At 50.7% G+C, this 16,152-nt stretch carries 9 protein-coding genes; 2 read left to right on the top strand and 7 right to left on the bottom strand.

All coding sequences use genetic code 11. The annotated features are described in order from the left end of the window. Positions 1–109 precede the first annotated feature (109 nt). Positions 110–2,416, top strand: coding sequence for a hypothetical protein (locus LA756_RS03950; protein WP_224438580.1), 2,307 nt, complete (start codon positions 110–112; stop codon positions 2,414–2,416). A 94-nt stretch (positions 2,417–2,510) separates the two neighbouring features. Here LA756_RS03950 and LA756_RS03945 read toward each other — a convergent pair whose 3' ends face one another. The 7 genes from LA756_RS03945 to LA756_RS03915 form a co-directional block, all read right to left on the bottom strand. Further along, a complete protein-coding gene (locus LA756_RS03945; RefSeq protein ID WP_224438579.1) occupies positions 2,511–5,582 on the bottom strand; it encodes an efflux RND transporter permease subunit in 3,072 nt (1,023 codons plus the stop codon). A 49-nt stretch (positions 5,583–5,631) separates the two neighbouring features. After that, the gene (locus tag LA756_RS03940; protein ID WP_224438578.1) at positions 5,632–6,882 is read right to left on the bottom strand and encodes an efflux RND transporter periplasmic adaptor subunit; all 1,251 of its coding nucleotides are present in this window, start codon (positions 6,880–6,882) and stop codon (positions 5,632–5,634) included. A gap of 20 nt (positions 6,883–6,902) precedes the next feature. Then, positions 6,903–7,763, bottom strand: coding sequence for a hypothetical protein (locus LA756_RS03935; RefSeq protein ID WP_224438577.1), 861 nt, complete (start codon positions 7,761–7,763; stop codon positions 6,903–6,905). Positions 7,764–8,335: 572 nt separating this feature from the next. Next, complete coding sequence (locus LA756_RS03930) at positions 8,336–9,232, bottom strand: SgcJ/EcaC family oxidoreductase (protein ID WP_224438576.1); 897 nt, start codon at positions 9,230–9,232, stop codon at positions 8,336–8,338. A gap of 497 nt (positions 9,233–9,729) precedes the next feature. Next, positions 9,730–11,787 carry a serine/threonine protein kinase gene (locus LA756_RS03925; RefSeq protein ID WP_224438575.1) on the bottom strand — a complete coding sequence of 686 codons (2,058 nt, stop codon included), beginning with the start codon at positions 11,785–11,787 and terminating at the stop codon, positions 9,730–9,732. 387 nt (positions 11,788–12,174) lie between these two features. After that, on the bottom strand, positions 12,175–12,927 hold the full coding sequence (locus tag LA756_RS03920) for an esterase family protein (RefSeq protein ID WP_224438574.1): 753 nt from the start codon (positions 12,925–12,927) through the stop codon (positions 12,175–12,177). 261 nt (positions 12,928–13,188) lie between these two features. Next, on the bottom strand, positions 13,189–14,712 hold the full coding sequence (locus LA756_RS03915) for a sulfatase-like hydrolase/transferase (protein ID WP_224438573.1): 1,524 nt from the start codon (positions 14,710–14,712) through the stop codon (positions 13,189–13,191). Positions 14,713–15,023: 311 nt separating this feature from the next. On the opposite strand from LA756_RS03915, the gene LA756_RS03910 reads away from it, so the two are divergent. Continuing rightward, complete coding sequence (locus LA756_RS03910) at positions 15,024–16,010, top strand: DUF1559 domain-containing protein (RefSeq protein ID WP_224438572.1); 987 nt, start codon at positions 15,024–15,026, stop codon at positions 16,008–16,010. The last annotated feature ends 142 nt before the right edge of the window (positions 16,011–16,152 follow it).

Here is a 16,152-nt window from a genome sequence, read left to right as displayed (position 1 = left end):
CACCCCTGACAACTCCGCTTCTGAATCAGATAGAACGTTTCAACGTCGAACGGCCCTCGCCTTATTGGGAATGGGAGGGTTCGCATGGGCAAACAAGACAGCCTTGGCGATGTCCGCCTCGGAAGCTTCCAGTAGCGAAACGGATCAACCGTTTTACTCTCTGCCGACCGTCGCGGATATGAAACAGTGGAACGATCTGAAACGTGACACGATCATCTGTACCTTAGGCTACTTTGCCCCAGGCGACGGAGGCAGTGCATTCTATGTCGTCAAAGAAGCCGATAAAGATCGTTCCGCGAACGATGGAGATGTGATTGCACTTAAAAACGATCTGCAGGCTCGCTTACTTCCAGATGGGCCCATCAACTATCACATGTTCGGTGCCAAAGCAGATGGCACCAGCGACGATGGCGTTCAGATTAAACGTGCCCACGTCTTTGCTGAAAAACATCAGATACCTGTCATCCATCGCTCTGGTGAATTCTGGATTGAGAAGACGAACAGCATTCCAATCACAACCAATGTGGATTGGGGTAACACGATCTTCCATATCAACGAAAAGTTTAACGAGAAAGCGAAGCCTCGTTTTGTCGTCAAAAGCGGATCGCCTGGGAAACGAATCGACTTGGATGATTCGCAGAAAGCTTCGCTTCTCAAGAAACTTCGGCCTGGCGTGGCAGCAATTTCTGAGTTAGCACCCTACAAAAACTGCCTTGTGAGTTTTGTCGACAAAAATGATCAGATTGGATTTCGAGCGGGAAGCAAATACAAGGGACAATCTTGGAACCGAGAAGAGCTGTTCTACGTCGAGCAAGATGGACGAATCGTGGGAGACATTGCTTGGGAATTTAAGGATTACACGTCGCTTACGGCCTATCCTTGCGACGATTCTTATTTAACGATCGAAGGCGGCGGGTTTTACCTTTCCGGTGACGTACCTGGCGATACTTACAACGGCTATTACAGCAATGGGTTTCGCGTAGAGCGAAGTCGCACGATCATCCGTAATCAGTGGATGGGACTTGAGCCTGGCCAGCGCGACACATCGATGCAACCGCGGAGCGGCTTTTATAGTCTGAGCCGGGTATACGATACCGTTCTGGAAAACATTCGACTGATTCCGTGGGAACAAAATCGGTCTGATCCCAAGAAACGCGTCGCAGCAGGAACGTACGGAATCAGTGGCGGGAGAATGCTTAACTGCACATTCCGAAACTTAACGGCCGAAGGCACCTGGCTTCATTGGGGAGTCTTTGGGACTAATATCAACAAGAATTTTCGGATCGAAAATTGCCGACTGAACCGGGTCGATGTCCACTTTCATTGTTGGAATTTGACGATCCAAGATTCGATTATCGGAATGCGGGGCATATCGGTAACGGGGGGAGGAACGTTGACCGTAGAGAATACGGTTGAGCATAGCAATTCGCTGATAAATCTGCGGCGCGATTTTGGGGCGAAATGGGATGGCGATATTCACATTCGCAATTGTCGACTTGTGCCTCCTCATGACCGCCCCGCGACTGTTGTCTATTGCCACCCTTCGCAGTTCGACTATGGTTACCCAATCGGTTGTGCACGTACGATTACGATCGAGAACTTAGTTGTTGACTACAGTAACTTCCCCGAATCACGCTCGTTAGTTTGGTTGTTGAACTTGCCTGCGATGAAAGATACCGAGGAGAACCAGAGCGGTACCTTCTTCCCGCACCTGATCGCGGTTCGCAATGTTAGCGTGCGGGGACGTAGCCAGGGAGTTCGTCTGATTAACGTCCCTGATCCTTACGGGTACACGCTATCGCAGAAGGGGGACTTCAACGGCGATCTACTTCAGGCCAATTGCCAAATGGTTTTCGAGAATATTCAGTTGGAGGATATCGCAGAATCTGCCCCGGATCACCCTGACAGTGCACATCTTCGCCTCGGAAGCACGGGTGAAACAAAATATGCCGAAGACCGAGGACTTTACCCGCGGATCCGAATTACTGAGTGTTCACCTCTTAGTATGTATTTGGGCGGAAGCGCCGCGAGTGTTAGCATTTCCAACTGCCAGATCGACCGGCTAACGGCATCTCAGACCGGGCCGTTGAAAGGGAAGTTGGTACTGGATAACTGTTCCCTGCGACCCAAAGTTGAAAAGGGTACTTCTCCGATCTACGCCCTTGATGCCGAACTCGGCACGCACTTGACCAATTGCACCATTCATCCTCCAATCGTCGAGGGCAAGTCGGAGCCTGACGATTTTGATCGGATTGATTTCGTCCAAATGAACAAGATCGTACGGTACTTCCATGCCAATACGACTCTTTCCAACGAGATGCTGCGCGATTTAAAAGACAAGAAGCAGATGCTGGAGCCAGGATTCATTGCGATGCTGAAAAGCCACCATGCCCTTGAACCGGACAAGCTGGCCTAACTGCCAGCCGGGTCAATTTGCGGTCGTAAATGCTCACTAATCCATACCCGACCCAAGAGGCAAAGCTCTGCAGGCGGGTAACTGATCGTAGCCACTACTGCTCCGATTTTGGAACGGCAATGCCGTACAGCAAAGCATAGAGCGTCGGCACCATCACCATTGTGAGAAGGGTTCCTACGATCAGACCAAAGAAGATCGTTACAGCTAGGGCCACCCAGAAGACGTCTTGCAACATCGGCAACACTCCTAGGACGGTCGTACCAGCCGCGTTCACGACGGGATTCAATCGCGACACGGCCGCTTCGACAACCGCATGATACGGAGTTAACCCCTTCCCCAGATTTGCGTTGACTTCATCTAGTAAGACCACCACGTTCTTAATCATCATCCCGGAGAGACTCATCGCTCCGAGCAACGCAATAAATCCGAACGGCGTGTTGGTAAGCAGGAGACCGCCGGTGATCCCAATGATCACAAACGGGATTACACCAATGCAAATCATCATAGGCCGGAAGCCGTTGAAGAGTGCGACCAAAATGAAAAGCATCACAACGAACGCGGGGACAATCCCTGGGACCAGCGCCTCCTGAGACTGCTTCGCGCTTAAATACTCGCCATCCCAATCGAGGCGGTAGCCTGGTGGGAGTTCAATAGCCTCGAATTTCGCCAAAACCTCATTCCGGAGCGTAGGTGCGGTCACGTTGTCAGGCGAGCATTGAACGGTAATTGCCCGACGGCGATCCCAGCGCCAAATCAGAGGGTTCTCCCAAGTGACTTCGACACCATCAATAACTTGAGAAGCGGGAACAGCATGCGTCGCAAATTTTGGCGTGATCAATAATTCATCCAACGATGTGGCGGCTTGCTCTCGTTCAGATTCAATATTCCGCGCGACAATGGGAACGATATCGTCTTCTTGGCGATATTGGCCCACGACAACACCATCCGTTGCACGGAGCATGGCACGCGAAAGATCTTCTCGAGAAATGCCAGACCATCGGGCTCGTTCTTCATTGAATTGTGGAGAAAGAACTTGGACTGGCTCGCGCCAATTTACCCGAACTTCCTTGGCCGACGGCGTATCACGGAGAATGTTTGCACCTTTTTCAGCTAACTGGCGAAGGACGTCTGGATCGGCATTCGCTGGACCACTAAACCGTGCTTCAACCTTCCAATCGTCGAAAGCACCAACGGCATACTTTCTGACACGGACCATCGCTTCGGGGACATTTTCCTGAACCCAAGCGTCGGTATCGGCAACTAGTTCATTGACGCCAGATAGCGAATTCGTATTGATAATAATCTGTGCGTAGGAGGAATACGGATCTTCAGCGCTGACAGGTAAATAAAATCGAGGTGGTCCCTTACCGATGAAAGTGCTGACAGATGCCGTAGCGTCATGCTGCTGAACAAAATCTTCGATTCGTTGAACATCAAGACTGGTTTGCTGAATTCTCGTTCCTTCAGGCGCCCAATAGTCGATCATGACCTGCAATCGACTTGAGTCAGGAAAATACAGTTGCGGCACCCAGCGAAAGCCAACAACGGCGACAAGCAGCAGTGCGACCATGCTTCCCAAAAATAAAATCCGGAATCGGATCGTCCATCGCAGTAAGCCTCGAAACAACTGGTAGAACTTGCTCTGATAAGGCTCCGCGGTGGTGCCGCTTTGCTTAGGCGCAGGTAGCATCGCGATACAAAGCAATGGAGCGATGGTCTGACAGAAAAGCCAGCTCAGTAGAAGCGAGATGGCAACGACGGTGAACAAGCTACCGGCGTATTCTCCCGTATCGTAGCTGGACGCGAAAATTGGAAAGAACGCCATACATGCAACGACGGTAGCTCCCAGCAAAGGAATCGAAGGACCGCTTGCTGCTTCTATCGCAGCCTTCTTGCGATCCATGCCTTGAGAAATACGGACCATGATCCCGTCGGTCACCACAATCGCATTATCGACCATCATCCCCATCGCAATGATGAGTGCCCCTAGAGATATCCGGTGCAAATCGATACCCATGATGGCCATAACGATAAATGTTCCCAGGATAGGGAAGACCAAACCGCTGATTCCAATAATAATGCCAGGCCGAATTCCCATGGTTATGGCGAGCAGCGCCAGGACGATAGCCACGGCTTCGATCAAGCTGACCATGAACGACCGAATGGACTCAGCAACTTGGTCAGATTGCCACGAGATCCGCTCGACGTTGATCCCGATGGGTAAATCAGCAAGGAGCTGATTGATGCGTCGGTCAATTCTTTTACCTACCTCGACCACGTTCTCACCGGCGGAAGGAGCGATGGCAAGTGCAATGGCTTGTCGCCCGTTGTGACGGAGCATATGACTAGGCGGATCGATGTAACCAGTATGGACTGTCGCGAAGTCACGGATACGAATGATCTCGTCCCGTCCATCAACAACGCCTGCGATCGCCAGATCACCGATTTCCTCAGGACTACCAAATTCGCCGGTGGGTGAAATGCGCATTCGCTGCGTCAGATAATCAACTTCGCCTGCGTCAACAACCAGATTTTGCCCCTGCAGAGTATCAATGATTTGGGCAGGGGTAAGGTTCAGTTCGGCTAGTTGCGCAGAGGAGACTTCCAGGTAAACACGTTTCTCTTGTACGCCCCAAAAATCGACGCGAGCGACTCCTTTGACGACGCTTAATTCCTTCCGCATATCTTTGACGTACTTCTCCAGTTCGGCGTAACTGAAGCCATCGCTGCTCACCGCAAGAAGAAAGCCATAGACATTACCAAAGTCATCGCCAACGACGGGCTTCCCGGCCCCGCTGGGCAAAGTTGGCTGCACGTCTGCAACCTTTTTTCGGAGTACATCCCAGACTTGCGGAAGCCGGTCTGACCAATAATTGCTTTTGATATCGACTTTAATAATGGAAAGCCCAGGACGTGAATTGGAATAAACATTCTTCAATTCCGTCATTTCTTGGAGCTTGGTTTCGATCCGGTCAGTAACTTCCAGTTCCACCTGCTCGGCACTTGCCCCAGGATAGGTCGTCGTGATGACGGCCGTTTTCACAGAGAACTCGGGGTCTTCCAATTGACCAAGCTGAAAATAGCAGAAGACTCCTCCGACGATGATCAAGAGAACACCGAAGTAGGCAACAGCTCGTTTTTCAATCGACAACGCAGCCAAACTCATGGACGATCCATTCACGTTAAACGACAGGAACTGAATTTCCTGCTTCGAGCTATTTAGGAAGTTTGACTTCTTGTCCGTCACGCAAAGAGTTAACGCCGGAGATCACGACCAGATCTCCGCTCGTTAAGCCGTCAGAAACGGTAATACCGACTGGGGTGAGGCCTCCAGTTTCTATTTCACGACGTGCGACTTTACTCGTGTTTGGATCGACAATCCAAACAAACGTTTGTGGACTGTCTGAAGGAGTAAACAATGCATTCGTCGGAACAATTAGCTCTTCAGGAACATCGTCATCCGATTCCACAGGATGATTACGAACCGTCGCAGCCATACCAGGTAAAATCTGAATATCATCAGGCTGATCGATCTCGATCGTTACCGGGTAAGTACGTGTCGTCTGCGAAGCTTCGCGGCTGACCTTTGTCACTTTGCCGAAGAACTCCTTTCCAGGAAACGCATCGAAGTGACATGAGACCTTCTTCACTTGCGGAACCAGGGAAATGAGCGTTTCCGGAACTTGAATGGTGATTTCGATTTGAGTTGTATTCAGCAAGCGAAAGACGGGCTGTTTGGCCTGAACGGTCTGAAAGTTATCGACGAATCGTGCCGCGACTTCACCGTCAAACGGAGCTGTCATCGTCGCGTAGTCCAATTGATTCTTCGCCGATTTTACTGCCGCTTCCAACGCTCGAATCTCGGCTCGCTTCGCTTCGAGATCTTCTTCTCGCGCTCCCTTCATCCCGATGTTGAGCGCTTCTTCAGCACTTCGGACATCAGCCGCCGTACTTTCCATTCGAGCCAGCGTGATATCGAACTGAGACTGCGAGATGGCTTTCGACTTGATCAAATCTTCACTGCGTTTGTGCTCTGCGGTGGCCTGCTCGAAAATAGATTTGGCTTGTTCCAACGCTGCCGTAAGTTGGGCGATTTCTTCAGGCCTCGCCCCACTTTCCATGGCGGATAGATTTGCCTTCGCACGCTCTAAGTTACCCTGATTACTTGCCAAGGCAGCCTCGAAGTCGCGGGGGTCGATGACCGCAATCACTTGTCCCTTTTTGACGAGGTCGCCGACATCGACAGGAACTGAGACAAGTGGCCCTGACACCTGGAACGACAGATCGACTTCGTCTTTGGCTTTGGCCCGTCCAGGAAACTCTCGACTATTAACGGCCGTCAAGTTTCCGACTTGAATGGTCCGAACGGGTCGGATTGGTGGAGCCTCTGCAGGCGGAGCACCGCACCCTAAAATTGCTAGGAGCAACGTCGCCGTCGTGGCAACCGATCCTCGATACCTCAACATGATAGATCGTCCGTAGTTGTTTAAGGGTTTTGGGCGTCAGGGTCGTCCAAGTGCACCAAAAGCCACTGCTGGGTAGTCCCATCTGCAAAGTGAACCAGTGCTGGTGCGGTATCTTTCGTGAGATTGGAAATGCCCGCCTCCATGATAGGACGCGACTTTCCGACGACATTCCAAGCACATCGTTGCGTTTTCTTATCAACCATGCCTTCGATGGTTTGTGTCTCATTCGTAACGGTGTTATTCAGCGTTCCGGAAATGATTCCTTCTTTACTGATTGCCAATTGTAGAAATAGAGTTGGGTCAGGTCCTTCACTCTGTCCATCTTCGGTCAGTGCAAAGACACCCAGTGGCATCCATTCGCATTCTTCCGCAGGGATATCAGGCGCACTTTGGGCGATCTCTTCGGCTTGAGCGGCATACTCTGCTTCGGTGCAGTAAACCTGATCTCCGTAGTAGACCGAGCCATCTTCGTAGTAAACGTTCTCGCCGTACTCGTAGTAATATGGTTCCGACCAACCATAGTCGACCCAACCTGTTACTCCAGACCATGCGGCCCAGCGAAATGGCCGTGTTATTGCCCAGGCTCCCCATAGCGGATGATCGGACCAGAAATCACGAATTGGATGGTCGTGAACGTGATCACGTATCTCGTCCCTTCGCTCTTGTCGATGCTCGTGACGCTCGCCTCGATTATCAATTCGATCGGGACGATTCCCAGCGATAGGTCTTTCCCCAGACCCAGGACGATCTCCTAATCCAGGCCGCTCGCCTGGGCCGGGACGATCGGCGATTCCTGGACGGTCCCCTGTGCCCGGTCGATCAGCAATCCCCGGTCTATCTCCCCCTGGCCGATTTCCCGCGCCGGGGCGTTCGGCAGGCAACGTACTTGGACGGGAAGATGAGTCTCGAAGGAAATCTGCTGCAGCACTTCCAGCCGTAGCGCCTCCTATCGCTCCAGCAGCGTTACCAGGGAGCGTGCTTGGGCGCGTTCCTGACGGAAGATTGCTTGGACGTGACCCCGGTGACGAGCCTAGTCCCAGAAACTTTTGAACGTCACTAGAGCTTGGGCGGCCTCCCCCGCTCGCGCCACCAGGCCGTGAACCGAGTGAACTACCAGGACGACTTGCACCTCCCGCGGGACGAGTGCTCGGTCTAGGAGGTGTGACGCTCGGACGGGAAACGCTAGGCCGAGATATACTTGGACTTGATGGTCGAGATGCAGGTCTTGGCGCGGGACGACTTACCGCTGGCGAACGGCTGACCGACGGTCGACTAGCCCCGCTGCTAAATCCACCTCCACGAGCTCCTCCACCGCGACCACCTCTCGCAGAGGCATCATTCACAACGAGCAGGCTCACTGCAAGCGTCACAAGCATGAGAGAGTAGGATCGTTTCATTTCACCGCCTCAGAATAGATCGATTGGATTATTTGGTAGGTTTCGTTGAGGTGCAACTAGTCCATTAACTTCCGGCGGACAACGACAGGATCTACGTTGGGCAATAGTTCACCGCCGACGACGCGCGAAACCGATTGCCAGGTGAACGAGTCGTCGTTAATCTTTTGGAACATATTCACGGAAGACGATTTGCTTCCATCAGGAGCCACTCCCTGGATTTGGACTTGCCAGGCGTCACCCTTTTGGCCCCAAACTCCTTCGCCGAAGCCACCATCTGAATCAAACACCCAGGATCGGATTTGCTTTGTCGACGGGTCCCAGCCGATGATCTGCATACCAGATACTTCAATGCGATCTCGAACACTGACCGCAAACATCCGTCGAATGAAATTACGGTTTTTGGTCCATTCACACGTCGTTTCTACGGTGGTGTCTTCGTCCTCATCTATCCACGAACCAATCATCCATTCCAACGGTTTCAACTGTTCATAGTTAGTCGAAGCGACAGGAACAGTTTCTTCTGTGACTCGATCTAGCAGCCACTTACCATCTCGTTTGACGTAGATGGCTGTGTACTGGGTATCTTCAGGATCTGATTCCGGATGAAGAATACGAGCCGTCCCAAACTCGGCAGCGACCGTAGGTGAAATAAATTGCACAGAATCGGTCGTCGTTGTAATTTTGATCCCTTGGTTTGCAGCGAAGATCCCTGAGAATTGAGATTCGATCGCGGTTTGGCCAACTACCTGCGCTCCGCTGTCAGGATTCGTATAAACCGCGTCCGGGGACCACATCGAAGCCAATAGCTTCGCGTCCCCAGCATTGAATGCGTCGGAGTAGTCTTGAACAGCCTTGCGAATCATTGCTTCGTCGTCAGCCTGGTCTGCTGAAAGGGGTACGACCAAGGACGTCCAACAAATCATTCCGAACAAGATGGCTTGAATACGATTCATCTATTTGATTCCCGATCGTTCAAATGCAAATGACGGGCGGCAGGGTCTTCTGCAATTAACTCAGCGCTGGACGGTCAACTGACTCGGTAAGACCCAAGTCAGGTCAACGGTATTTGTAGTATACGGTAAAGATTTTCGGATGTCGCTCGGCTACGCCATTTTCGGTTCGCGGTTAAATATTGCGACCAGATTTCGGAGGATTAGGAATCCACGAGCGTCCTCGCGTGGTGTGTTTGTTTAGGAGAATGCCTAAATCCAGCTTCCTTTTCACGAAGTCCTGGGCCAAGACGGTACGGCGGCCTAATAGAAATTAAAATACCGCGGAGAGATTTGGTGTTTCAATCTTTGGCATGAGAAGTTTTCGCAAGTTCATGGGAAAACGATATTGCTCAAACGGAATCATTCCTAGAATCTCACTTCAGCAATTGCGCAAACGGTGAGGTACGTTGAAAACGATCAAAAGCATACGTTCGAACGTTTTCCAACAAATCGAAGACCTATTTAGGTAATTCGACAGTTACTTCTAGATGGCCGTCGCTGGTCGAGATCGACTCTCGATCTAATGAAGTGGGCCTGTTTCGCTGCCACCAGGTCTCTGCGTCGGCTTCCGTCCATGACTGCTCAACAGAACAAGCCGCCAATTCCTTGCTCAGCTGTCGCGCATTTTGTGGCCGCTCGTGTGGATCTTTGGAGAGACATCGAAGAATCAGTTTTTCTAAGTCGGCGGAAGAAGAATGCTCGGATCGCTCGCTGAACGGCAACGGGGATGAATCAACATGTTGCTTGATGATGTCTAATAGGCCATTGCCGTCAAAAACAGGGCTCCCTGTGAGCAGGAAATAGCCCACTGCGCCGACAGCATACAGATCACTTCGCGCATCGACGGAACTGGAATCCTGTATCGCCTCAGGCGACAAGTACAAGGGTGTTCCCACAATTCCAGTATTCTGGGTAATCGATATCTGCTTTTTGGAGTCGATCGATTTTACAAGGCCGAAGTCTAACACTTTGACAAGATCAAACACTCCACCCCTGGAATTCACAATGATGTTCGCAGGTTTAATATCGCGATGGATCAAGCCAACGGAATGAGCTTCGTGCAAAGATGCACAAATTTGACGAAGTATCGAAACCACACGACCATCTGGCTGCGCACCGTGAAGCTGGACCAGGTCTTCCAGATTCAGCCCGTCCAGATATTCCATTGCGTAGTAAAAAACACCATCTTCGGTCCGACCATAGTCGTAGATGGCGATCGTGTTGGGATGGTTCAACTGAGTAGTGTGCTGTACTTCTCGTTCAAAGCGGGCGATGGATTGCTCATCGCTCTTTTCAGAATCAAGAAACTTCACCGCAGTAGGTCGATGCAGCAGAGCGTGATGAGCACGGTAGACAACCCCCATGCCACCTTCTCCAAGCTTCTCGTCCAATGTGTACTGCCCCAAGCGACGCGCTTCCGATGTCGCCTGACGCATCGCGGACTGCAATTTGGCGATTCGCAAAGTGAATACAAAAATTATCGCCGCGGCAACCGCTAGTAACCCTAGTAGACTAAAGAATACGTTTCGCAGGATCGTGAGGGATCGAAACGCCTCCGAAACTGAAATCTCTGTTGCGACGCCAATCCCATATTCTGGCAGCCAAGTCCATGCACCAACGACTTGTGCACCTCGATAACCATGGTAGCCCGCCACATCGACGCCCGACTTACCATCGATTGCTGCTGTGGCCATCTTCGTAAGTGGCAGATCCGAGCGAACTTGATTTGATCTTCTGCCTGAAGTTAGATCGATGCCTGGGTCTCGGATCGATAAGTTCAAAATGGAGTTTTCATGATCCGAAAGTAGTCCATATTGCCTCAGTTCCGCATCAAAGCGACTTTCAGACACGATGATTCCACTATCATCAAACGCGTAGGTTTCGCCCGTATCTCCAGATCTCGCGACGCTAAGAATAGGTAGAAACTCCTCGGCTGGTACGATCCGAAGTCCCAATGCACCGATGATTTGCCCGTCCTTATTCTCGATTGGAGCTAAGGCAAACATCGTAGGTCGCTCTGCTCGTAACTCTCCTTGGGAGTCTGGCAGAAGGACTTGGCTTTTCGTCGGATACGCAACAGTCGGTTCACCATTTAAAGCTCGTTTCAGGGCAATATTCGTAGAACCGAAAACGGCTGGACGACCGACAGGATCATTTCGAGCTGCAGCCACAACAAGACCATCTGAATTGACGATTATAAAACCGTTATATTCTTGCGCTTCGAGGGTCGGCTGCAGTTCTTCTCTCAGGTCATCGAGCTCTGGCCGTCGCAACAAATCGATCTGGCGAATTCCTTCCTCTTTGGCAAAATCGATAAGCGTAGTGGCTAATGCGGCGACTTGTATATCGTTAGCCTCTGTAACAGCGTTCGCCTCTTGCGATCGCATCCAGATTCGTAAGGCAGTAACGTCCGTTTCTAAAAGCATCTGCAATTCGGAGGCTAGTTCATCGCGAATCGACTTCTCGAGGACACCCCGCAGAACCCAGCCTAACGTCGCTAAAAATACGGCAGCCAAGATTGGCCATATCCAAACATGCTTCATCTGAAACATATTCGTCTTCACTGCAGACAAGACTAAGCTGCGTGCTTTGACAACGAATGCATGCGATCTATTTGACGAATTGTCCGGCGTTGGCATTACATGTCACGCTTAAAGCGTCGTACCTAATGGATCGTTCCGACTGGATTGATGCACTGTTTCACTTAGGTGGTCACCCGCCGCTTGGCTGAGCAGGTCTCGGTATCAACTTCCACCATCGAAAGGGGATTCGTATCGTCTAGCGAACCAAGCAGTCCATCAAGTGTACTTCACCTCCGATGAAACATTTTGATTAAATTGTCGCCATTCGTTTACATTGCGCTGTGCCGAATTGCAAATACCGGGCTGAACCGATTGGGCAATTCACTTAGCCGGTAAAGCCCCTGATTGCCGAAAGCTTTCAGCGTGGAACTCAACGATTTCTTTGCCACGTTTTTCGTATATCTTTTGAGCACTATGCGGTGCTCCGTCAACGATAATTCGCTGGAAGGGAATTTTGAGGGACTGCAGAAACTCCATGTACTGAAGATTATTGGAGTAGTTAAATCCCTCGGTACCGACATGCAGCATGATGCGTAGTGGTGGCTTTTTCGTGTCCGCATACTTCCTTGCCAGATCCCAGGCATTGTCGCCAGGTGCAAACACCAAACTGGGGTTCTCTCGTCCGTTATCTTCCGAAATTCTTTTTTCCGTTGCGTATCCGGACCCGCCTGGAGCTGCAGAGTAAAACAGTTCTGGGTGCTTGAACATGATCCGCGTGGTGCCCCGGCCCCCTTGTGAAAAGCCTTCAATACCGCGACCTTCGCGATTCGCAATGGTGCGGTAGTTCTGGTCAATAAATGGAATCAACTCTTTCACGAAGACATCCTCACCCATCGCATTCATGCAATCGGCTAGATTGTAATGACTCACTGGCCCTCCATTGACGAAAACGTAGATCATCTCCGGTGTTTTCGCATCCGTCATGTAGCGATGAATGTAGTTTGTCAGACCGACGCTTTTGTTTTCATTTCCGGGACGACCACCATGCAGGTAATACACGACGGGATAACGACGATCGATGTCCGATGCATATGACGGAGGCAGGTAGATGCAGTAACCTACTGCCTGGTTCATTGAGGGACTCTGAAAAATCCCATGCTGAACGCCTGTCGGTAGCTTGCGAGTCGGGTTGACCCATTTGAATGGCGGTGGTGTTTTCTTTTTTGCTTGCTGTGCACTCAAGTCAGACGTGTGAGCGACGGAACAAACAGTCATCAAGACAAAAACTAAATTTCGAAACATCATACTCATTGATCAATGCTTTTGACGGGGGAGTTACCGATTACGTTGAGTAGCTAGTCCATTGAATGGGACGCGAGCTGGCAACAACGAAGTCTAGTTGGAATCGGAATCTTTGTAGGTGCCAACCAACTGTTCCGGGCTGTCGGGATCTAACTTCCAAAAAGGTGGGGGAATGAAACCTTCCTTTCCAATTCCATAGGCAGGAATGGCGTCCTCTGGTTGGAGTGCGCGAAACTCGATCAATTGCTTTGCCAATTGGTGAACCTTTCCCGGCTTCTGTTTCGCGAGATCTTTCTTTTCATATAAATCTTGGGCGAGATGGTACAAACGAACTCGATGAGTGTCACTTTCTAATTGCTTAATGTCCGTAAACTGCGGACCATTGACCACCAGCTTCCATCCTTCGTCAATAATAGCCAAATGCTCTGACTTGGGACCAGATTGCCCATGATACGAATACCATGGTCTGTCCAACGTTTGTGAGTCTTCGGAATTGAAAAGGGAGATCAATTCAATGCCATCGATCGTGTTATTCGTTAGGGAGGCACATTGACCACCGGCCGCGGCGACAAGCGTTGGTAAAACGTCGATGTAACCACTTACCTGGTCGGAGCTAATCCCTGCTTCAATTTTTGCAGGCCATCGAACGCATGCTGGCACGCGAATTCCGCCCTCGAAAACGGTCAGTTTTGATCCCTTCAAAGGCTTGTTGATATCACGGAGATTCCCTACGCCGCCGTTGTCGCTAAAGAACCAGACGATCGTATTGTCCGACTCTCCCGTTGAATCAATAGCTCGAAGAATGGTGCCGATACCTTCATCCATTCGCCCGATCATTGCTTTGTAGATATCGCGTTTCGTTGCTCCACGGCCGTTCCCTTCCGAGGCATCCACGTACTTTTTCAATGCATCGTCAGGGGCCTGAAATGGGGAGTGCGGAGCATTGAACGGAACGTAGCAGAAATAAGGAGAATCTGACGTCGCAGACTGCCTGATCCATTGGGCAGCGGCGTTAGCAATTAAATCCGTTGCGTACCCTTGTTCACTGGACGTCTCGTACCCTAAATGCCAATCACGAACACCGTCTCGTGAAAGCTCGAAGTAATCGATAGCACCATTGTAGTGGCCGTAAAAATGAGTGAAGCCTTGGCTCAAAGGGTGCCACTTGGCACGTCGATGGCCAAGATGCCATTTGCCGAAGATCCCGCGATTCTCGTAGCCCAGCGTTGCTAACATCTCCGGAAGCGTCACCTCCGACGTTGGCATACCAAAATCGCGATAGGGAGGAATCACTGCCCGGGCACAACCGAATCGAATCGGATAGCGTCCCGTCATCATGCCGGCTCGTGTTGGAGAACACATTGGAGCTACGTAGAACCGATTAAGTGCAATTCCCTCGGCAACCAACGAATCGATGTTAGGCGTCTGAAATTCTTCGTTGTGATAACCTACCGAATTCCAACCAAGATCATCTGCAAGAAGGATGACAATGTTAGGAAGTTCGCTCGTCGTAGAGCGGATCTCTGAAGCACTTTGCGAAGCTTGATCCGCCGCGAAGACACGCGCAGAAAGAAGGATCAAAAGAATCACGGGTGAAGCACTAATGCGGGCAATCATAAATCATTTTCTCGCAGTCCAATGAAATTTGAAGACTCATTGTAAATTGCCGCTGCTTGCCCTCAAAAAAGAAATCAGTCGATAAGTGGCCGACTCGTAGAATTGCTCTAGTCCGATCCCTTGCCCAATCGATAGCGAGCACCACCGCGTTACGGATTCCCAAAAGATCTACAACCTCCTTGCGTAAATTTTCTTGACACGCCATCAAATATCAGTAGATTCAGAATATCCCACGGGGGATCTCTCTTCTCCATCCATGCTATTCAAGATCCGTTATTCAAGCTTCTGTTTCATTTTTCAGGGTCAATGACATGAGAAACGGTCGTCACGCATTTACTCTCGTAGAACTTTTAGTTGTCATAGCGATCATTGGTGTTTTGATTGCGCTTCTTTTGCCAGCCGTCCAACAGGCCCGTGAGGCAGCGCGACGGATGCAGTGTTCTAATAACTTCAAGCAAATGGGATTGGCACTGCATAACTACCACGACACGTTTGGATCGTTCCCCTATGGAGCACGTGCGGGAACAGTTACCTATCCCAATTTGTCAGGGGTGAATTGGAGAACTTCTATCTTGCCGTTTCTCGAACAGAATGCTCTGTTTGATCAACTTGACTTCGAAACTGGAAGTTTTAGCGGGTACCGTAGCTTTCCATTCGCTGGAAGCAATTTGGTCCTCGAAGGGTTGGTTATCGACGGTTACATCTGTCCGTCTAGCCCAGTAGATCCCTTAGTTGCCGCACCTGGCGGGCTTAATAATCCTGCCGATGGAGACAAAGCAGGAATGATGCATCACTATGTCGGCATCGCTGGAGCCTATCCAGATCCTGCGGGCCGCACTGATGTCGTCAAGCAAACTTCCAGGGGATACGCAGCGGGAACTGGCATGCTTCGGCCAGGTCAAGTGACGAAGTTTCGAGATGCTACTGACGGTACCTCGAATAGTCTGGCTGTTGCTGAACAGTCTGCGATGGTTGGGAACGAAGTCATCGCAGCTAACTACGGGGGTGGTTGGACCGGGCAACTAGCAAATTACCCCGTGAGTTCCATTACCAGCAGTTCTGACAATTATTACTACACCGGTCTGACCACCGTACGTTGGCAAATTAACTACGACACCAAGACTTCATCATCGAGTAGCCAACCGTACGAGAACAACACCATTCTCAACTCATTCCACCCTGGCGGGATCTTAGGAATGCTAGGTGATGGATCAACCAGGTTCATTCCCGAAACCATCGACATGGAAACACTGCGGCGTGTCAGCACGTGCAATGATGGCCTCACCGCATCGCTCTAAGTCTTGCAAAAAATGCTCAACAGAGCCAATGAAGTTCGCTAACTCTACAGGCTACTCATGTTAGCTATTTAGATAACCCACAACGGATCCGACCAAAAGAGTTGGTCGGATCCAGATCTCGCGAAGTCAGAGGAGCTTACGG

Origin of the sequence: Bremerella sp. TYQ1, assembly GCF_020150455.1 — a bacterium.
Taxonomy (GTDB): Bacteria; Planctomycetota; Planctomycetia; order Pirellulales; family Pirellulaceae; genus Bremerella; species Bremerella volcania_A.
This window is presented reverse-complemented; position numbering and strand designations above follow the sequence as displayed.